Genomic DNA, 19467 nt, shown 5'->3' with positions numbered 1-19467 from the left:
GGACGGAAACGCAACAACCTTCCTCCAGAGGAGCCCTTATGTCCAACTCAACGCTGGAGGGCCTGCCGCTTGGCCAGCCCCTCACCGAAATCCCCCAGCATTCTACCGTAGAAACGGATCCTTGGCCTAGCTCAGCACTGGACCCCTTTGCTGACCCGAGTGTCGTCCACCCCATTGATGACGACACGGCGGCTACAGACGGTGAGGTTGAGGCGCAGTCTTCCCGTAACGCTATTGCCGTAGGAACGCCCTCTATCGACCCTACTCAGCAGGCGCGGCGTGTGCGCTACGTCTTTGACTTGCTGGGTCAAGACGGCGAAGCCAAGCAGGAGGGCGTCAGGGAATTCAATAAGCTCGCCGACGACTTCTGCGGCATCCTGTCCAACAAATCGCCAGACAATCAAGCGGAGATCACGGCACGGGTTTGGAACGACGTCTTCAACCCTGTCATGGTCCAGGCCGACGTCGTGCGAGTGGTTTGCGCTCTTATCTGTGGCCGCATGGCCAACACCATAAAAGCCTCCATGGCTCATGGCGAATGGTTGCCCACGGCGATGAAGCACTTTCCCGGCAAGAGCATCAAGGTTCTTCAGGAGAATATGCGGCTTGCCAGCATTCGCAAAGTCGAAAACCATTGCGATAAAGGCCTGACACTGCTCAAAAAGTTGTGCCCCATCGCCGAAAATCCTCCGTTCAGCGCCAACGATGATCCGCTCGAGGCCGTGTTTGAGTATGTGCAGGCGAAGTCCGAGGCAATCGAGTGCGACTATTCGATCCTTTCTGCCCTCGCTATCGGCGACCTCAAGCTGAAGAAAGCGGGCCTGGTTATCCCGATGCCTGCCCTTCGTACCTTCTACGAGCAAAAGTTCGAGCTTAACGCGGCGGACATCAAGGAAATGCAGGCGATGAAGAAGGTGGGGCTTGATCCCGTGGCCCATCTGGAGAGCATCAGCAAAAACGCGGGTAGCCGCGTTTTTTCACTCACGAATCCTGGCAAGAAAAAGGGTGCTGGAGATCAGCATAAAGTCCCTGACATCAACTCCACCTTCGTCACGACGAGCCAGATTATCACAGCAGCTATAAAGAGTGGCAAGGTCAGCGCCAACAATGTGAACCGTGAGAACTACGATGCATTGATCGCGGCGTTGGAAGACTTCGAGAAGGTTGCTTTTTCTCCCAGGGCCTAACTGAAACATCAATGTGGCTCCCCTGGTTGCAAATCAGGGGGGCCGCTTCGGAGAAAATCATGGACATCTATTTGTCTTCACCGACGGACGAGGTAATGGACGAACTTGTTGCTCGCTGCCCAGGACAAAAGTTTAACATACTTTTGACTCGAGCAAGAATGCCCGTAGGAATGCACAGCTATTTCGAGAGATATAGCTCGATAGTCAACAAGAAAGCGTTAGACTGTGGCGCATTTAGCTTGAACAACTCCAACCTCGGGCTCACGGAAAGTCAGCTCTATGCACAGTACAAAGAATTTGCGAGGCTCAATGATGGTTTATTTGATCTTGTGTTTAGCTATGACCCTGATTTCGATGCGCATGGCCTCATGAAAAACCTACTGTACTATCTTGAGTTGAAGAAGATCGGCTTGAACGTTGTCCCTGTGATTCATAGCATGAAATCAGGGCTGGAGGCGCGAGTCTACCAGAGTATCGGATGCGATTCGATCGCAATTGGAAAGCAGGAAGGCAAGGCAGATCCCCTGGTGCTCTTTCCTCAAGTGTTTGGACTGAATGATGTCAATGTAAAGATTCATTTGTTTGGCATTACAAAGTTTGAATTAATCACAGGATGTCCTGTGACTTCATGTGATTCAAAATCATGGCTCGATGACGCCAAGACAGGGGTTGTCCGTTACTGGAACGAGGGCAAGAATGAATTCAATAAAACTGACGTGTTGTACTTCCCGAATAAGCTTGAAGGCCACAAGGATGGCACGGTGAGGTATGACATTTACGACGATCTGTGCAGCTTTAAAAGGCATATAGACAGATTTGGGTATAAAATTCAAGATTTGATCGGCATCCATGGCCAGCGGAATCGTGCCGTTTTGGGAATGCTCTACTACAAGCAGATTGAAGATGTTGTCACCGATCTTCACAATGCAAACCCGTTGATCCTCTAGTATTTTTCAAGGCCTAGAGATGAAAGAAAGGGCAGCCACTCGGCTGCTCTTTTTTTGAGCAAAGTCAGGGGCAGTCCTCGCCCCCGTGACCGACCCGCCTGCCCCAGGCTACCCTCCCTTCCTTTCCCAAAAATCATCAACATGAGGAAGGATGGATGGCTATGCACTCTATGCACGCTGGAAATGTTCAAGTCGCAGACGTAAGGACTATTTTGTCTGAGGATTTTTCTGCCACAACAACCAACCGAGTCATCATGGCGATAAAAACGTCTTTGCCGGATGTCAGCATCATTGCATTGTCAGATTTGCGCACACTCCTTGCCGATGACTTCTCTGAAGAGAAGATCAACAGGGTCATGATGTCGCTCAAGTGCTTCTGCTTGAAGGCTTATCAGTAACCCCGCAAGCTAAAACTCGAAGGAACTGCCATGTCTGACGAATCCTGGCCCATCATTTTCAGTTATTCCCGAACCCAGGCAATAGAGGACGGGGTTTTGATCGACGTCACCGCCGAGGCAAAAGCTTACGGATTCAATCTGCCCTTTGTCATCGGGGACAACCTGTTCAGCTACGTCACCCCTCCACCTGGACTGGAAGGCGAAGGGCAGTCGCAGGAGGGTCGCCTGCACGACTTGATGAGCCTTGCGGCTCTTTCAGCACGGAAGGGGCTCCAGCAGGATCGCGTCTACTTCGAAGTGCTGTTTCTGATGAAGCCGGGGAAGCATGAAAAGGTCCGGTGCGTTCTCCATGTTGGCCCTGGTGATCATGGCGAACCTGTCCTGACTCTGTGTCTTCCGGAGGACCTGTGAACGCTCTGGAGGGAGAGACGGGGCTGGAGGCCCAGGATCACTTGGATCAGTTGGATATGCTCATTGAGCACTTCCGGCCTATCGAAAAGCTCTTTCAGTTGATGGGGGCTGTTGCCCCGGATGCCCTTGGAGGAGCCTCACTTGTCAGGAGCTCTTCGGAAATCGGGCTGAACCTGTCGGCGCAGTTCCGGGAAACCCTGGAGCGTGTTCTCAAGAAACACTGACATGATCCAGGGGTAGCTCCAACACATGACCGAGACGCCGCCCCTGCTCCGATGGCATCTTGCCTGAGCCCAGTCCAAGGGAAGACGTAGCCCCTGCCTGAAAGAGAACCAGGGGGGCGGGAATCAACCCTGCCCCCTTCGTCACCTTGGGCTTCCCGTCCCGCCACTGTTGTTCACATCTGACAGGGCTTGATCATTCACCGCCATTTCGCCTTGTCGAGTAAGCCTCGCTGAGAGAATTCGCGATCCTTGTAGCTGTCGAAATCGAATCGGCCAGGGACTGATCCGTCGCCCCTGGATTTGCCGCCGAAAATGACAACTCCGATGGCGATGGCGACCAACACGCCGCCGATGATGAACCATTCCATGCCCTCAAGCGTATCAGAATCGCCGTCAGGAATCATCTGGCATAAATCGTACATGATTTAGGGAGGCTGGCTCGTGTCGGTCAGGGATGAATCGCACGCAATTCATCTGGAATTGGTATGAATTCGCCGCGTTTCGATTTGAGCCAAGGTGGGAGCGATCACCGAATGTCCTGCGCGGCCCTGTCCTCGTGTGGGAACGCACAAAGTCAAACCCCGGTATTTTTCGCACCGCCCCTTCATTTCCAGGGGGCTGATGGTAACTCGTTTCCGCCAATGTCTCCGAGGTCAGGGTTGCCCCTGGTCCGCTCCCTCAGACTCATTCAGGCACCGAGCACGTCATCGGCCTCACCCCTCGCTGATGTTCTAACGGAGCAAAGCAATAAAGATATAACCCCATTAGAGTGCTGAAATCTGGTCGCAATGATCAATTGCGTCGGCCAGTGTCAGGAAACAATAATCAATGGGGGTGCTAATGAGTAACGTCTTAACATGCCAAAGGAACATCGGAATCACTCTTTCGAATGAGTTTGCAAAAAAGCAATTGGCCACACATGCTGTAAATTGCGGACTGATTTGCGGTCATGCGTGCAAGTATTGTTCAACACCGTCGCTGATAAGAACGCATAGATTCTTCAAGGAGAACAAGATCACTTCTTTTGCTGCCCTTGAAAGCGGGACGGCTATTGTCGACTTGTGGACACATTTGCGTGTTCAACGCCAGAGCATGAAGCTTGATAGTAACGATGTCGTGATGATGAGCACGCTAACGGATTGCTGGGCTCCAGAGGCAAGGGGGCGCGATCTTGGGCGTCATCTTTTGTCGACGATTTTGTCCAAGAGCACCTGCTCCGTACGGATTCTCACGAAGAGCGCTTCTATTGCGTATGATTATGACCTGATATCGAAATATCGCAATAGGGTGATGGTTGGTTTGAGCATTACTGCTCCGGTTCATAATGAGCACCTCGCGAAGATCATCGAGCCGAATGCCTCCAGCATCACCGAACGCTTGCAAGCCCTGCATCTGGCTCGGGACATGGGCATTCGAACCTACGGAATGATATGTCCAGTTCTGCCTGGTATTGGCACGTCGCAATCCGATTATGAAAGCATGCTCGATTCTGTTTTGGCTGCAAAACCTGAAACGATTTGGACTGAACCTTTGAATGCGCGAGGGCCTGGGATCGTCAACTGCGCCAAGGCGCTTCAACAGAAAGGGTATGGATTGCATGCTCACGAATTCGATATGATCCGGTCATCTCACTTTCATCAATTGTACGTTGAAGACTTGATCAATACCGCAACCAATGCCGCCATCTCCAGGGGTTGTTTGGATCATCTCAAGATTTTGGTTTACTCTGATGGTGACGGATACAATGTCAATGACGCAGCAGTGATCTGGCTGAAGCGGTAAGCGTTAAAAGAGGGCCATCAAGTGAAAACTTGGTGGCCCTTCTTCAAAGGAAATCCGAAATGAATACGAATCAAACTGTCAACACAAGCAGTATGAGCGCAGTTGCTCAAGATATAGTTCTTAAGACGATTAACATTCAACAGCGTATTCCCAATGCGCCAGTATCAAATGCGTCTGAATTGCCGCATCGGTATCTGTTTGCGAAGGACCTGAGCCTTGTTAAATCGACTGATGCAGGCGGGATACGGCTTTCACCATGCCCAATCGTGATTAGCGAATGTTCGGAGAACAGGTCTACGGGGCTGCATTATGTCACATTGTCCTGGTTACGCGACGGGAGGTGGCATCAGCATCAAATTGAACGCGGAGTCATCGCAAGCAAGACCAGCATTGTCGGATTGGCAAATTACAACTTCCCCGTCACGAGCATTAACGCAAATGGCATCATCGAGTATCTTCAAGAATATGATCGGGTTAACAGTGGCAACATCCCGAAGACGTTTGTGGACAGCCGCCTGGGTTGGACCGAGGACATGGCGGGGTTTCTCTGGGGGCACTCGTACTTGAGTGGGACTTCCGCCGGTAAACTTCCCGGCCAGGCCCCGGTGGTTCGTTTCAAGGGTGCCGACCAGGGAGATGAGCAATTCGCAAGCGGCTTTGTTCAAAAGGGAAGCTTCGCCGCCTGGGCCTCCATGGTCAATGAGGCGCTGGAATATCCTGACGTCGCCTTTGCGCTGTACACGTCCTTGGCCGCGCCATTGCTTCCGATCCTGGGGGTGGACAACTTTACACTCGAACTCTGTGCTCCAAGTTCTTCAGGGAAAACCACCGCGCTGATGCTGGCGGCATCGGCATGGGGAAATCCTTCGTTCCATGCGGGCTCGTTCATCAACACCTGGAACGGGACCGACAACAGGATCGGTAGGATGGCGGCTCTGCTCAATGGGCTGCCGTTGTTCCTTGACGAAACTAAGCTGGCTAGATTGCAGAACAAAAAGAACAAGTACGGCAGCGACCTCGTCACTGACTCCATCTACATGATCGCATCCGGCATGGATAAGGGCCGAGCGACCCTCCATGGCTCTGATCGGGTGCAGCCGTTCAGGACCATCCTCTTCTCAACTGGAGAGACGCCAAGCCTGGACCTGAGTACAGACGGTGGTGTCAGGGGCAGGATCATCGACCTTTGGGGCAACCCTTTCCTCAGGACAGACGCTGAGAGCAAAGCTGTTGTCACCAGGACCAAGACAGGGGTCACTGACCACTTCGGCCATGCTGGACCTCGCATGGTTCAGTTCATCCTGGACCATCGGGATCAATGGCCCATCTGGAAGGAGGCGTATGCCGAAGCGAATGAGCTTCTTACGAAATCGCCTGATCTGACGCCAGTTGAAATGCGACTTGGAGAATACTTTGCCGCTGTCGCTACTGCGATTGCAATCATCCATGCGGCTCTACCGGAACTGAAACGGAGCACGCCAGTCCGAAGCCTACTCGATTCAGTCTGGTCCAGGGCAATGAACGAAGCAAAATCTGCAGATATTGCTTCTCAGGCATTTGGGTGCGTAGAGGAATGGATTAGCAGTAATCAGAATCGAGTGTATTTGCCAGCCGAGGCGCGTCAAAATATCCCTTGGTCTGGTGACATGCATGGAGCGTATTGCGACGTGACTGACGATGGAGAATGGACATTCACAGGGTTAACGAAAACGATTCTGGATGATATTCTTAGAAAGAATGGATTTAAAGCCTTAGAAATGGTCCGTCTCTGGAAGGACAAGGGCTGGCTCATCACCGATGACTGGTCCAAAGGGTATCAGCGAAAGGTCGTCATCCCTAAAACTGCTGGCGAGTCGAAGAACGTAATAGTGCCAATGTACTGCTTCAGTGCCAAATCCTTTTGGGACGGACGGGGAAGGACCAGCCCTAAATAGCTTGTACGTTCCAAATTTTTGCATCCCTGTCACCCTGCTCCTGTGACTGTTCAATGTGTACATGTGATTCATATTCTTATTATACGTTCCAAATAACTAAAATAAATTAATTATATATAATTATTATTATGATATCATTATAATATAAATAGCGACGGTGGTGGCAGATTTTTGTTGGGTATTTGGAACGTCGAAGCCGCTGGCGATTCCAGTTCTATGGAGATGAAGCTTTTGAATAATAACCATGCGAAGGAGAAAGCGACATGGTCTTCTTGAACTTCCTAAAAGGTTTAGGACTTGACCTGGAGACGTTCTGCCCATTCGACATTGAAGTGGTCAATGCCGAGTCAGATGCCTCTTGCGAGGACGAGATAGAAAGTAACGTTTCATTTTATAAAGATAATTATGAAAACAACCTAGCTCATGCAGGTGGTGGTGAGCTTCAATTGAATCGTGTCCATGTTGATCAGGCCAGTAATGTTAAGTCGTCTGCTCCAAATATGATTCCGAATGACAGGTCCTGCTCGGACTGTGATTTCTGTCAGCCTGATGAGGACTTCGAAACAGGGTCTGATGGGATGCGTTGCTCGGTCATGGGTTTTGTGATTGCCGACGTCAAACAATGTGCTTCAACTTGTTCGAGCTATTACTGTCCTGAGCCAGTTGAGGATATGTGACGTTGGCAGTTGGTGTCCTGCAGCTGGGTTTGAAGGTTCGTGGTCTGCGAGATTTGAGAGATTTTGATAGCATAAAGCGAAAGATGTCCTCCCAAGTCGCCAGTATTTGAGTCGTCGACATCGTCGACAGTTTTGCCTCGCTTAACAAAATAACAATTATGTAGCGTCTACGCCTGCAAATTCTGTATATCTATTTTGAATTGCAACGACGACAATGACAAATGCGATGTCATTTTAAGCCGCGTTCATAGAGATATTAGAGGGTATCGTACGGTGGCTGAGCAAGGCCCTTGGCTTTTCGGAGTCAAGGGCTTTGTTCTTTACTGGAAGTCGATGGAGAACAGGACAACTGACGAAAAGGAGGCACTATGGTTTTGAGAGTCGTCATGGTTCTCATTGAATCAAAGCTTGCGAGGGAAATACTGAAGCAAGCGCTAATCGTTGTCATAAAAAGATCAATCTGACCCCGTTCCAGCACGGAGGGGTTTGTCCTCTCCGTCTCTTTGCTTCTTTGTTTGTTGATCCGTGTTGTTGGCAAACTCGTGGGCATTCGCCATCCAGTCTTACATGTCACTCAGCCTGGATATGTTTCACCAGGATAATCGCTGGCATAGCATGGCTATGAAAAAGTAGAAAGCAGCCTGGATATTTAGTTGAATTGAAGACAATCGAATCATTACAATGAGGTTATTGGGTATGTTGTAATGAGCTTTGCGGTTTTCATGTGTGCAGATGTCATCAAATGTGAGCCATCAGTCTAGCTGATGGCTGAATGCTTGTCGCATGAGTATTGGAGGAAGATTGATACGGAACCAAGCCATCATGAAGCAGGGCTAAATTTTGGGTTTGTCCTCTACGTCTCTTGGGTTTTACGTGTGTCATGATGTCCTAAGGCTATTATCGTTCTGAGCCTGTTTTAGTTGGTAGAGATTAACATGGAGATTTTATCTACAGAATAAAAGACAAAGATAGTATGGCTCCGGAGAAGGCTGGTGTCTAGCTATGAAGGAAATAATGAAAACATGGTCGAACAATTTGTGTTTTTGCTGCTGGCTAGCAGTATTTGTGAGTCGGTAAGTAGCTGCGTACGTTTGAATGCCATGCTTTAGTTAGTCGCCTAGTTGACTTGCAGATGGCTTTTACTGTCTTGGTTTCGTTTGATGGGTGAATGCAAATACTTTGCCTGCGAAATTAGCCATAGATCGAATCTATGGCTGTTTGAGAAGGCTAAATGGATATGTAGAATACTGATGAAAATATGCAGAAATATACTATTGACCGATGTGATCCCATTCGCATTTATTTGCTTTGAATTGACATGGTTGGTTATGCTTCGTGTACAGCGATGGTTATCACCTGACATCGCCGCCCTGGCGGGGCAACGATTAGGCTGCTTCGTTCGCGTGGCCGGTTTCCCACCCCTCTAGGTCTGAGTTGGTCAATAAGATCCAGGAATGAAATTCCCGGTACATTGAAGGACGCATAATGACTCACAATGTATGAAATAAATGTTCAATAAGATGCGGAAAGCTGAATGGCTAACATATTGTTTGGTCGCACAATTTCCTTTCTGTCAATGTGTATTCTTTGTGAATGCCAATTCGTCAGCTTTCCACCTCTCCAAAACTCCCGCCTCCTGCGCTTTCTGGGGCTTCCCCAGGGTTGACCCTGCTTCGGACCCGAAAACCCCGTAGGAGCGATCCTCGGCCCAACGAACGTTTCCGCCTGTCGCAACGGGAAAGCTTCTTCCTTTCTATGACATTATTCGAGTCATATCATATAGATATTAGATTCTTATACCACCGCCTAAAACAAAGGAGGCAATATGTCAGCGAAGAAGGTTCAGTCCATTGAGGGTGAAGAGTTCGATGGCGTGGGCGAAAAGAAGCGCCCTGAGTCGAAGTACAATGCTTCGCTTCTCAGGGAGTGCATCAGGGAAGGTCTCGACGCGAAGTCCATCATGGAAAAGATGAACATTACGCATAAGCCGACCCTCAAGCACTTCGTCCTCAAGCTCATCAGCCAGGACAGGCAGTTCTACGACGTCAAAGGACTCTATCTCAAGAGTTCTGCACGTCCCTACGTCAACAAGAAGGGCGAGGTGCGGATCAACGTCAACAAACTTGATCTGGGCAGCCTCGACGTCAATGAAGGCGACGAGTTCGCCGTCACTGTCGAAGACAATCGCATCATCCTGACGGTGATCTGAAATCAACCATCTACGAATGCCATGCTCCAGAGAGGTGGCATTTTCTTCTGTTTGAATCCTGCTTTCCGTCCTCCGTGCAACATAACATCTGATTCGCAGTCTATCAAATTGTCACTTCAATTTTCTGGCAGAATGCACAAAGTAATACAGATATCATTGGTATAATGCGAACACTCTACAACGGAGGAAAGAACGATAATAGATAGAATCGTACATTGGATGAGCATTGCAGCATAAGCCGTTGTATTACAACGGGATACTCCAGCACTAGCTGGACGGTCCCAGCCATCCCTGGTTTTGAATCTACGATTTGGTTGGGTTTGGAAGCGAAAAACAACGTTGCAAAGGAGGTGCTCATGAAAGTCGAGCCCATTATCGACCTCAAGAACATCAAGAGCATCAAGAAGCTCTTGGCGGATCAGCCGCGTAATCGGCTACTGTTTACCATGGGGGTGAACTCTGGGCTCAGGGTCCAAGATATATTGGCCTTGAAGGTTTCAGACGTGAAGTATTGCAAGATTGGCGACCGCGTCTGCCTCAAGGAAAAGAAAACTGGCAAAGAGAACATCTTCATAATGAACAAGGAAATCAAGTCGGCTCTTGCCGAGCATCTTGCAACTTCGAAACTCGAAGATGAACATTTCCTGTTCAAGAGCCGCAAGGGGAAGAATTATCCGCTGACCACGTATGCCGTCACCATGATGGTGCAGCGCTGGTGCGACGAGATCAATCTACAAGGCAACTTCGGAGCGCATACACTGCGGAAGACGTGGTGCTACCATCAACGCAAAACATTTGGTGTTTCATGGGAGTTGTTGGCCAAGAGGCTCAATCACAGTAGCCCCTCGATAACGCGAAGGTATCTTGGGGTACAGGATGAAGAGGTGGAAGAAATCCTCCTCAACGCATTGTGATCAAACACTTTAGCAGGGTCAGAAATGGCCCTTTTCATTATCTGGAGAATCGCCATGAGTACTAACCGCTACACGTCGCTGGAAACTTTGCAGCACGCCTCTAATATTGAGAACATGTTGCGTTTGTTGTGCATGATTCCGAATCTTCAGCTTCTGGTTAAGATGGATGAAGAAAATAATTATCCGTTCGAACATGTTGAAGATGGCCATTATTCTAAACTGCTTCTTGGGGGCAATAGCCTGACGATCGAGTTCTGTCTGGATGTGTAAGGTTTAGTTATTCGATTCCGGGGCGATCGATCTGGTCGCCCCATTCTCTTCATAAATCATCTGCAATCACCACCAACGGAGGGTGCTCAAATGGGCGTCTATCAACGCGATGGACGGTTCATGGTCTATTGGCACGAAGAAGGTAAGAGGCGGGACAAGTCCTTCGGTAGGGGCGAAGTGGCCCGTCTCCAGGCTGAGGCGTTTGATCTTGCGATCCAGCAAGCGAAAGCGAATCTGAATGTGCCTGTTCAGGAGGTGCAGGTCACTGAGCCGGGGGCGGAACCGGTTGCGCACCAGGAAGAGCCAGGGGTTGGGGCTGAAGAGGTCCAGGCTGAAATGCCGCTGGCGACGTCGGTAGCGACGGTGGCTTCTGTCGCCGTACCTGCCAAGAGGGTCACCTTTGGTCAACTGTCGATGATGTACCTGGATCACCTTCGGGTGTCGGGTCGGACGCCGAAGCACATTGCTAACCTCGAGAACCTGCTCAAGAGCATGTTCTTCGACATCCTTGGTCGGGACACCCTGGTCGAGGGCATGACGTACCTGAAAGACATCGTCCCGTTCATCAAGGAGATGCAAGGGGTCAGTCCTCAGACGAAGAAGCCACGGTCCCAGTCCTGTGTCAATCGCTACTGCGACTACCTCGACGCGATCTTCAACTTCGGCATCGAGATGGAACTCATTTCCAGGAACCCAATGAAGGGGCGGAAGAAAGCCAAGGAGAAACCTCGGGACGTCCAGGTCGGCGTTGATGACCTGCGCCGGATCATGGAGTGTGCTGAGCCTCATGTCCGGTGGGCCATGGAGGTCTGCTTTAACCTCGGGACTCGGCCTGGTCCTTCGGAACTGTTCGCATTGCGCTATGAAAATGTGGATTTCAGCGCTGGCACGGTGCGAATTTTCGCTACCAAAACGCAGACCTATCGGACTGTCCCGGTGACTTCGGCATTCCTGGATCGCCTGAAGGAGATGCGGGGGCATTCAAGGTCTGGGTACATCGTCGAATACGACGGGAAGCCGGTGACAACGATTCGCAAGAGCTTCAACAAGGCCTGCGTGAAGGCTGGTATCACCGTGGATTTCAGGATGTATGACCTGCGCCATCTCTTCGCAACGACGATGCTGGCGAACGGAGCCGACTTGGCGGCGGTATCTAAACTCATGGGCCATTCCACGGTAAAGATGACCGCAGACGTGTACTATCACTATCTGGAAGGTGAGAAAGAACGGGCTGTTAGCAAGTTGCCCAGCTTGATTGCCGTTTAACATGAACCGGGGGCAGGAGTCTTGTGAAGAGAGTCCTGCTCCAATTTTTGATGAGGAGAACTGCCATGAGGGGATATGGGGAGAGTGTGCAATGTATGGATTGCTCGAAAGGGTTCACGGGACATTTTGAGGACGACAGCGAAGTTATTCTTTGTCCTAAGTGCAACGTGGAATTTGAGAGCTATGTCGCTGGAGATGAGTCGCGTAGCTATGGCCTCAGGTTGTGGAAAGAGTTCATTGGTGTTCATGGTCACCGTTCCGAAAGGGAGAGACGTGAGCGATTCAGTTTAGTCGACGAATTGCTTGCTTAGCCGCGTTTGAGTGTTTTGGGGATCAGGCCGGTTGCGCGGTCTGGTCCCTTATTTTGCCTGATTAGGGCTTTCACGGTGTGCCTGATAGGGTTAGTTACGAAGGCCAAGAGCACCGAAACCAAAAGCGCAGTCTCCTGCGCATTTGGAAATGGTAGGGGCTGTCTCCCTGTGCAGCCCAGTCGAAAGGCTGCCGACGATACTTTTTCAGGTCAGACAAGCGGTTGTGACCTAGACATCGTCAATGGGATTGGCCTATTGTTTCATAATCTTGGGCATCCAGTCCTCCCGCCGGAGGGTGACGAGTTTGATGGCGTTGGCAGGATTGTATTTGTAAGCAATTTAAGGTGTTGAGCAATATTTGACTATGTGAGGGTGCGAGGAAATCGCTCAAGTTAGGCTTCATATTCTCCACTTGCTGCTCCTTGCGCGAATGGGTGCCGTAAGTTAAGATCGTTTCTGAGTAACTTTTCCTCATGAGCGACTTCATCTCTAACAAGGGGCATTTCGGTGAAAATTTCGCGAAAATTAGTTATATTGACGGCAATTCCGCTGATCGCGTTCTTTATCGTAAGCTTGGTATTTATTAAAAACAACATCGATGAATCTAATATTGTCAGTGATATGGCTAATAATACGAAGTTATTGATGGCCGTATCTGATCTTATACATGAATTACAGAGAGAAAGAGGGCGGACTTCCATTTACTTGTCAGGAGGTTCTCGCGAGGATATGGAAGGTCAAAGAAAGTCAACTGACTCAAAAATACCCTCAGTAACTAGCGCGCTAAATACATCAACAATTTCATCTCAAATCAAAACAAACACGGCAGAAGCAATATCTGAAATTGAAAAGGTTCGAAGCACTGCCAATCAAAAAGGACCAGCTAAAGACGTTGTCGACACTTATGGGAAGATTATTTCTGCTTTTATGTCAACTGAGACAACAATAGCCAATTCAAAGACGACAAGAGGATTTGGGAAGGCTCTGACAACTATCATAATTCTGGAAACTGCAAAAGAAAATGCTGGAAAATTAAGAGCGACCGTATCCGGTGTTTTGACGGCTGACAAGCCATTCGACGAAGAGCTTTTCACTCGGCTGATTACTTTTAAAGCTAATATTGATGCGAACCTAGATTCGAAAGCGATTGTACTGAGCTCAACTGCCAAAACACTCCTTGAAGATAGTAGGAAGTCTGAAGCATGGGCCGGTGTCAATAAAGTATTCAATGTTGTACTGACAAAGTCTAAAGACGGAGAATTTGGCATTAGCGGCAAAGACTTTTTTGCTACAATGACAAAAGTTATTGATGACATGTACTCAGTCCGCAACAAAGAGGTCGAGTCGATAGTTAATAACTTGTCAATAATTCAAGACGAAATTGCCAGCACCCTTTTAAAGGTTTACTTTTCATTAGGGTTAATCTTGCTGTTAGCTTTGATCTCTGCTTTCTTTCTGGCGCGTTCAATTACTGCTCCTATCAATCATATAATTTCGTATTCGAAAGATGTTGCGAGTGGAAATCTAAATGCAACACTTGTTGAACGGTTCAGCCATGACCTTGGGGTGCTTCAAGCGTCTTTGGAGGCTATGGTTGAAAACTTAAAATCCAAGATTCTAGAAGCAGAGCGAAACAGTTCTATTGCCTCTGAGCAAACTGAAAAAGCTTTACTGGCCATGAAAGAAGCCGATGTTGCAAGACAGAAGGCCGAAAGTGCCAAGGCCGAAGGCATGCTTCAAGCAGCTCATCAACTTGAAGGCGTAGTAGAAATTGTTTCATCAGCTTCTGAGCAACTTTCAGCCCAGGTAGAGCAGTCGAGCCGTGGTTCCGAGGAGCAGTCTCACCGGGTGAGTGAAACCGCCACCGCTATGGAAGAGATGAACGCCACGGTCCTTGAAGTTGCAAAGAACGCTTCGCAGGCTGCTGAAACTGCTGGCAAAGCCAAGGATAAAGCAGAAGATGGTTCACAAGTTGTTGCTTTAGTGGTCAAGGGGATCGGCGAAGTTCAATCATATGCTCTTGATCTCAAAATGGACATGACCTCTCTTGGTAAACAGGCAGAAGGCATAGGACAAATCCTCAACGTTATCTCTGACATTGCAGACCAGACTAACTTGCTGGCCTTGAACGCAGCCATTGAAGCAGCTCGGGCTGGTGATGCCGGAAGGGGTTTCGCAGTCGTCGCTGATGAAGTCCGTAAGCTCGCAGAAAAGACCATGACCGCCACCAAGGAAGTCGGTGACGCCATTCGAGGGATTCAAGAAGGGGCACGAAAGAATATCGCGAATGTTGAACACGCGGTTTCAAGGATTGACGCAGCTACTGGCTTGGCGGGTAAGTCGGGTGACGCCTTGAACGAGATCGTATCTTTGGTTGATCTGACCACCGACCAAGTGCGGTCGATAGCAACAGCATCCGAACAGCAATCAGCAGCCAGTGAGGAGATCAATCAGAGCATTGAGGCCATTAATCGCATCTCTTCCGAAACCTCTGATGCCATGCGGCAGTCTGCCCAGGCTGTGGGTGAACTTGCTCACCAAGCGCAGGTGCTCAAGAGCTTGATCGACCAGATGAAGGACGAGGGCGGTGCAGGGGCTGGTTCTGCGAAGTCACTTGGTACGCGCAAGCTGGCACTGGCCCAGCGGTAAGGAGGCTTGTGATGGATGCTGATCACCTATCTGTGCAGGAGAATGAGCTTCTTCAACTCGTGACGTTCGCCATTTCTGAAGAAGAATTCGGAATCGATATTCTTCGTGTACAAGAGATCATCCGCATGATGCCAATCACCAAGGTTCCTAACTCTCCTCATTCGGTGGAAGGGGTAATTAACCTTCGTGGCAAGGTTATTCCTGTGATTGACTTGCGAAAGCGGTTTAGCATGGAGTTTCATGCACACGATAGCCAAACTCGAATAGTAGTGATTAAGATTCATGGAATGATCGTTGGGTTTGTCGTCGATCAAGTATCTGAAGTTTTGCGAATTCAGTCAAATACGGTAGAACCTCCTCCACCAGTTGTTTCTGGGGTTGAGTCTGAATACATAAAGGGAGTTGGAAAACTGGATGGACGGCTGTTAATTCTTCTTGATTTAGAAAAGCTGTTTTCTCGTGAAGAGATTCAACGTGCTGCCAACTAATATATGAAGGCAAAGCACGTTTTATTTGTTGTCGCACTGATCGCATTTCTTCTGTCTAATGCAATGGGACAGGCAAGGTTCAATGTGATATACATTGAGTACCCTCCCTATTGTTTCACAAAAAACGGGAATCCAGATGGGTATTTGTTAACGCGCGCGTCATCTGTTTTGCGCTGTGCAAAATTAGACTTTCGCCTAGTGGGGTGTCCGTCAAACCGCGCTTTGCACGAGGTAAAAACTGCTTCAAACACAATTTCTATTGGATGGTTCAAAACCCAGGAGCGCGAGCAATTTGCAAAATACTCTATTCCTCTTAGTCAATCTCGACCACAGGTGGCAGTCTTTTTGAAAAAAAATGAAGATGGGTTCGCAGGGTTTAATAGTTTGAAAGACTTGCTTTCTAATTCAAATTTGAAGATCGGCGTAATAAAAGGGCACTCTGAAGGAGAAATTGTTGACTCAATAATGAGCAATAGCAGGGACAATGTAATTCTCGTGAGTGCTGAACAGGTGAATTTAATGTCCATGCTCAAAGCAGGGCGTTTTGACTACATATTATTGCCACCGGAAGAAATTCAGCACCTCCTGCGCACATCAGGAATGAATCCTCGTGACTTCGAGAAGAAACAACTTGAAGATATACCGCCAGGAAATAAAAGGTACATAATTTTTTCTAATGATATAGAGGATGAAACAATTCATGTCATAAATACGTGTATTGCAAAATCACATTTTGAAAGGTGATGCATCTTGGGATGTTATTTCTGTTTTGCGCTTTATTGCTGCAGCTTGCCGGGTGAAGGGTTACTTCATCCTGGGAAAGTTGTCTGGCCTGAGGCTGTCCCGGTCAGTCGTAATAGTATTTTTTGTATTCCGTTTCAGTCCCGTCCTTTACCATGCACCTCCCTTGGCTCCCATCTGTTCCTATGCTCATCTAGAAGAATCTGCCATCAAATTGAAGCATGACAGGAATGGTTGTGTGAATCGAAGGCTATAAGGAATGAGAATGGCTGCCAGTACGATGTGTTATTGAACGTTTGCAGAATTTTCTTCCCAAGAGAAAATCGCTGGAATATACAATCTTCGTCATGAATGGCGAATTAGGTTTGCCGCTAGTTTCTGGGCGAGAACCCTGTAAGCATCGCCAATATAATTCAATTGAGGGTGTGGCATGTCATCTTGCTTGATGAATAAGACGGGTCATGAATGTTTCAAAAACATATTAGATCAGTTTCCTGTGCCGGTAGTCATAGCCGGGTTTGGAATTGGAAAAATATTTTATATGAACGAGCATGCACAGAAACTGTTAAGGACAAAAGGAGAAACGCCTGAATTCGTGAATACAACGGATTTTTATGTTGATCCAGGCAGACGAAAGCATTTTTTAAGCTTAGTAACTTCCGCAGGGTTTTTGAAAGAATATGAAATTGAATTCATAGACAGTCTCGGTGTTCGTTTTTGGGGTATGGTGTCGTCAAAGCGAATTGTTTACAATAATGAGGATGCAATCCTGTCAACAATAATTGACATATCTTTGCGTAAAAAACTTGAAGAGGAATTGGTGTATAGCTCGTCGCATGACTTTCTGACTGGTGTCTTTAATAGGAGGCATTTTTCATCGGTGATGACGTCAGAAGTGGTCCGATCTAAAAGATATTCTACAAGCCTGTCTCTGGTAATGATTGATTTGGACAACTTTAAAATAGTTAATGATGTTCATGGGCATATTGTTGGCGATGAAATTCTCAAGCACTTTTGCACAATCGTACGAGAAAATTTACGGCAGACTGATACGCTAGGCAGGGTTGGTGGTGAAGAATTTGCAGTATTGTTGCCCGAAACTGATTTGATTGGTGCAGAAAAATTTGCAGAGAGGGTTCGGAGTACAGTGAGTATGGCCGAGTTTTTGTATGAGAATAAAAGTATTTCTTTCAGCATCAGTAGTGGAGTAGCATCGTTGACTGTAGATGAAGATGCTGAAAGACTGTTGAAGCGATGTGATGATGCATTGCTTGTTGCAAAAATGACTGGTAAAAACAAGGTTGTTGTTTGTAGTTCGCAAATAATGTGAAAATTTCTCACAAGCCGTTTGTGCTTGTCTCGTTTTTGTTAGTTGTGTTTGGTGATAAATCTCCTTGTGCAGATTTGCGCAGGGTATTCCGCCGCTAGAGGTGTGCAAGTGCTTACTACTGTGCGAGCAAAGTTTTATTTTCTTTATATATGCATGGCGTTGTTTATGGCTGCTGTTGCAGTGGCTGTGGCTAGTTTTAGTTGGGGCAAATATTCAGAAAGACAAACACTGCTTGAAGAGTACAATGTTTTCAGGCTGTCGACTAAAGCTATTCACATGCTACAAAAAGAGCGCGGGCTCACTGTAAAAAGTCTCTTTCGACCTACGCCGAGCAATATTAATGAACTCCAATTATGGCGTGCTGAAACTAGCGCTGCCATTCTAAAGTTGTCGAATACTTCATTGTCCCGAGAAATCTCAGGAAGGCAGATCAGGCTTCGCGGCTTAAGTGATTCTAATGCGATTTCTCTAGAAGATTGTTTTCTAGAGTACTCTGACATAATATACGAAATTATTGCAACTTACAGTTCGGATAAATCTTACGAGCATATTCAACATGATCATTTGTTTTTGTCGTTAATGAATTTGTTGATGGCAAGGGAACACCTTGGGAAAATTCGGGCCCGAATTTCCATGTCGGCGATGAATAATTTTTTAGATGGGGAGAGTCAATTTTATGTAAAAGAAAAGTTTGGATTTTACAAGATATCGAAGGAAGAGTTTTTGAAAAGCCTTAAAGGAAAATATCCAGGTTATGTTGGCATTGTCGCAGATGACGAGAAAGTCAAAAAAACGGAAGCTGCAATTTCTTTGTATTTAGACGGTAGACAGCAAGAGTTTGATTACGATAGTTGGTTCGGAATGTCTACGGGGGCAATGGATGTGTACTATTCGGTCGAAGGTACACTTGCAGACACGTATGGTCAGTATTTGAAATACGAAAAAAGAAAAGCTCAATTAACTGGATTATTGATATTGTGCGTTACAGCCCTCGTCCTTCTCGTTTCGGGGCTTTTCGTTGGGCGGTTTATCAAGTCATTTTCGGCGAGGGTCGAAAACATTGATGATAAAATGCGGTTTATTTTGAGAACCAACGATTATAAAATCGAAATTACCGACCAAAGTCATGATGAGATTTCAGGTATTTCGAATTCTCTGAATTCTCTGCTGAAGTTTACTAATCAATTGCTTGAAGAAAAAGAAAAGATGGCTTCAACGGATAGGCTCACTGGGGTTTATAACCGAACCAAGTTTGTAGATATTTTTAATTCAGAGTTTCAACGGTTTTCCCGCTACAAAACGCCTTTTAGTGTGATAATGATGGATATTGATCACTTCAAAATAGTCAATGATACATACGGTCACAATGTCGGAGATGATGTTCTAGTTGAAGTCGCGTCCATGGCATCTAAAATAATCAGGGCGACAGACATATTGGTGAGATGGGGAGGGGAAGAGTTTGTGGTTCTGGCCCCGTCAAGCGAGTTACATTCTGCCGTAGCACTTGCTGAGAAACTTCGGTCAGTTATAGCTGGGCACTCTTTCCCGTCCGGTTTGAAAGTAACTATGAGCTTTGGCGTTGCAGAAATTGACGAGAGTGATTCTCTCAAAACAATTATGGCTCGGGCTGATGCAGCTCTTTATGAATCGAAGCGCACTGGTAGAAATAAGGTTTGCACGTTTAGCGCGATAAAATGAATTGGTTTGCCTTAAACATATCGAGGTAAAT

The 19467-nt window shown here is 47.6% G+C and carries 18 protein-coding genes; 17 read left to right on the top strand and 1 reads right to left on the bottom strand.

Annotation, left to right across the window (positions count from 1 at the left end; translation table 11 throughout):
* Positions 1-38: 38 nt before the first annotated feature.
* The 5 genes from GD606_RS10615 to GD606_RS10595 all read left to right on the top strand — a co-directional run bounded on the left by GD606_RS10615 (position 39) and on the right by GD606_RS10595 (position 3167).
* Complete coding sequence (locus tag GD606_RS10615; protein WP_163302161.1) at positions 39-1187, top strand: hypothetical protein; 1149 nt, start codon at positions 39-41, stop codon at positions 1185-1187.
* 59 nt (positions 1188-1246) lie between these two features.
* The gene (locus GD606_RS10610) at positions 1247-2134 is read left to right on the top strand and encodes a hypothetical protein (RefSeq protein ID WP_163302162.1); all 888 of its coding nucleotides are present in this window, start codon (positions 1247-1249) and stop codon (positions 2132-2134) included.
* Between the two features lie 155 nt (positions 2135-2289).
* Complete coding sequence (locus GD606_RS10605; protein WP_163302163.1) at positions 2290-2532, top strand: hypothetical protein; 243 nt, start codon at positions 2290-2292, stop codon at positions 2530-2532.
* Positions 2533-2562: 30 nt separating this feature from the next.
* Positions 2563-2943: a DUF6573 family protein gene (locus GD606_RS10600; RefSeq protein WP_163302164.1), complete on the top strand. Its 381-nt coding sequence runs from the start codon at positions 2563-2565 to the stop codon at positions 2941-2943.
* Complete coding sequence (locus GD606_RS10595; protein ID WP_163302165.1) at positions 2940-3167, top strand: hypothetical protein; 228 nt, start codon at positions 2940-2942, stop codon at positions 3165-3167. Before GD606_RS10600 ends, GD606_RS10595 begins: the two co-directional genes overlap by 4 nt.
* Before the next feature lie 197 nt (positions 3168-3364).
* On the opposite strand, the gene GD606_RS10590 is transcribed toward GD606_RS10595, so the two are convergent.
* Complete coding sequence (locus GD606_RS10590; RefSeq protein ID WP_218108831.1) at positions 3365-3571, bottom strand: hypothetical protein; 207 nt, start codon at positions 3569-3571, stop codon at positions 3365-3367.
* Positions 3572-4007: 436 nt separating this feature from the next.
* Between GD606_RS10590 and GD606_RS10585 the strand changes: the two genes are divergently transcribed.
* From GD606_RS10585 to GD606_RS10525, 12 genes are all read left to right on the top strand, one after another.
* The gene (locus tag GD606_RS10585; RefSeq protein WP_176629273.1) at positions 4008-4949 is read left to right on the top strand and encodes a radical SAM family protein; all 942 of its coding nucleotides are present in this window, start codon (positions 4008-4010) and stop codon (positions 4947-4949) included.
* A gap of 59 nt (positions 4950-5008) precedes the next feature.
* Positions 5009-6883: a DUF927 domain-containing protein gene (locus GD606_RS10580; protein ID WP_163302167.1), complete on the top strand. Its 1875-nt coding sequence runs from the start codon at positions 5009-5011 to the stop codon at positions 6881-6883.
* Between the two features lie 263 nt (positions 6884-7146).
* On the top strand, positions 7147-7560 hold the full coding sequence (locus tag GD606_RS10575; protein WP_163302168.1) for a hypothetical protein: 414 nt from the start codon (positions 7147-7149) through the stop codon (positions 7558-7560).
* Positions 7561-9385: 1825 nt separating this feature from the next.
* Positions 9386-9769, top strand: coding sequence for a hypothetical protein (locus tag GD606_RS10570; protein WP_163302169.1), 384 nt, complete (start codon positions 9386-9388; stop codon positions 9767-9769).
* Positions 9770-10125: 356 nt separating this feature from the next.
* Positions 10126-10683 carry a tyrosine-type recombinase/integrase gene (locus GD606_RS10565; protein WP_163302170.1) on the top strand — a complete coding sequence of 186 codons (558 nt, stop codon included), beginning with the start codon at positions 10126-10128 and terminating at the stop codon, positions 10681-10683.
* A gap of 54 nt (positions 10684-10737) precedes the next feature.
* Entirely contained in the window at positions 10738-10953 is a 216-nt protein-coding gene (locus tag GD606_RS10560; protein WP_163302171.1) for a hypothetical protein, read from the top strand.
* 90 nt (positions 10954-11043) lie between these two features.
* Positions 11044-12219, top strand: coding sequence for a tyrosine-type recombinase/integrase (locus GD606_RS10555; RefSeq protein WP_163302172.1), 1176 nt, complete (start codon positions 11044-11046; stop codon positions 12217-12219).
* A gap of 818 nt (positions 12220-13037) precedes the next feature.
* On the top strand, positions 13038-15179 hold the full coding sequence (locus tag GD606_RS20535; RefSeq protein ID WP_246298740.1) for a methyl-accepting chemotaxis protein: 2142 nt from the start codon (positions 13038-13040) through the stop codon (positions 15177-15179).
* Between the two features lie 11 nt (positions 15180-15190).
* Positions 15191-15667: a chemotaxis protein CheW gene (locus GD606_RS10540; RefSeq protein WP_163302173.1), complete on the top strand. Its 477-nt coding sequence runs from the start codon at positions 15191-15193 to the stop codon at positions 15665-15667.
* A gap of 3 nt (positions 15668-15670) precedes the next feature.
* The gene (locus tag GD606_RS10535; RefSeq protein WP_163302174.1) at positions 15671-16411 is read left to right on the top strand and encodes a substrate-binding periplasmic protein; all 741 of its coding nucleotides are present in this window, start codon (positions 15671-15673) and stop codon (positions 16409-16411) included.
* Positions 16412-17003: 592 nt separating this feature from the next.
* Positions 17004-17738: a GGDEF domain-containing protein gene (locus GD606_RS10530; protein WP_163302175.1), complete on the top strand. Its 735-nt coding sequence runs from the start codon at positions 17004-17006 to the stop codon at positions 17736-17738.
* Between the two features lie 165 nt (positions 17739-17903).
* Positions 17904-19436 (top strand): diguanylate cyclase, encoded by a 1533-nt coding sequence (locus GD606_RS10525; RefSeq protein ID WP_163302176.1) that lies wholly within the window; start codon positions 17904-17906, stop codon positions 19434-19436.
* Positions 19437-19467 lie beyond the last annotated feature (31 nt).

The sequence above is a fragment of the Desulfolutivibrio sulfodismutans DSM 3696 genome, from assembly GCF_013376455.1.
Classification (GTDB): Bacteria; Desulfobacterota; Desulfovibrionia; order Desulfovibrionales; family Desulfovibrionaceae; genus Desulfolutivibrio; species Desulfolutivibrio sulfodismutans.
This window is presented reverse-complemented; position numbering and strand designations above follow the sequence as displayed.

Coding starts and splice junctions, on each gene's coding strand:
- GD606_RS10605 (WP_163302163.1), top strand. CDS start 2,290: ATGGCTATGCACTCTATGCACGCTGGAAATGTTCAAGTCGCAGACGTA.
- GD606_RS10535 (WP_163302174.1), top strand. CDS start 15,671: ATGAAGGCAAAGCACGTTTTATTTGTTGTCGCACTGATCGCATTTCTT.
- GD606_RS10590 (WP_218108831.1), bottom strand. CDS start 3,571: ATGATTCCTGACGGCGATTCTGATACGCTTGAGGGCATGGAATGGTTC.
- GD606_RS10560 (WP_163302171.1), top strand. CDS start 10,738: ATGAGTACTAACCGCTACACGTCGCTGGAAACTTTGCAGCACGCCTCT.
- GD606_RS10570 (WP_163302169.1), top strand. CDS start 9,386: ATGTCAGCGAAGAAGGTTCAGTCCATTGAGGGTGAAGAGTTCGATGGC.
- GD606_RS10525 (WP_163302176.1), top strand. CDS start 17,904: ATGGCTGCTGTTGCAGTGGCTGTGGCTAGTTTTAGTTGGGGCAAATAT.
- GD606_RS10540 (WP_163302173.1), top strand. CDS start 15,191: ATGGATGCTGATCACCTATCTGTGCAGGAGAATGAGCTTCTTCAACTC.
- GD606_RS10600 (WP_163302164.1), top strand. CDS start 2,563: ATGTCTGACGAATCCTGGCCCATCATTTTCAGTTATTCCCGAACCCAG.
- GD606_RS10580 (WP_163302167.1), top strand. CDS start 5,009: ATGAATACGAATCAAACTGTCAACACAAGCAGTATGAGCGCAGTTGCT.
- GD606_RS10585 (WP_176629273.1), top strand. CDS start 4,008: ATGAGTAACGTCTTAACATGCCAAAGGAACATCGGAATCACTCTTTCG.
- GD606_RS10575 (WP_163302168.1), top strand. CDS start 7,147: ATGGTCTTCTTGAACTTCCTAAAAGGTTTAGGACTTGACCTGGAGACG.
- GD606_RS10565 (WP_163302170.1), top strand. CDS start 10,126: ATGAAAGTCGAGCCCATTATCGACCTCAAGAACATCAAGAGCATCAAG.
- GD606_RS10610 (WP_163302162.1), top strand. CDS start 1,247: ATGGACATCTATTTGTCTTCACCGACGGACGAGGTAATGGACGAACTT.
- GD606_RS10555 (WP_163302172.1), top strand. CDS start 11,044: ATGGGCGTCTATCAACGCGATGGACGGTTCATGGTCTATTGGCACGAA.
- GD606_RS10615 (WP_163302161.1), top strand. CDS start 39: ATGTCCAACTCAACGCTGGAGGGCCTGCCGCTTGGCCAGCCCCTCACC.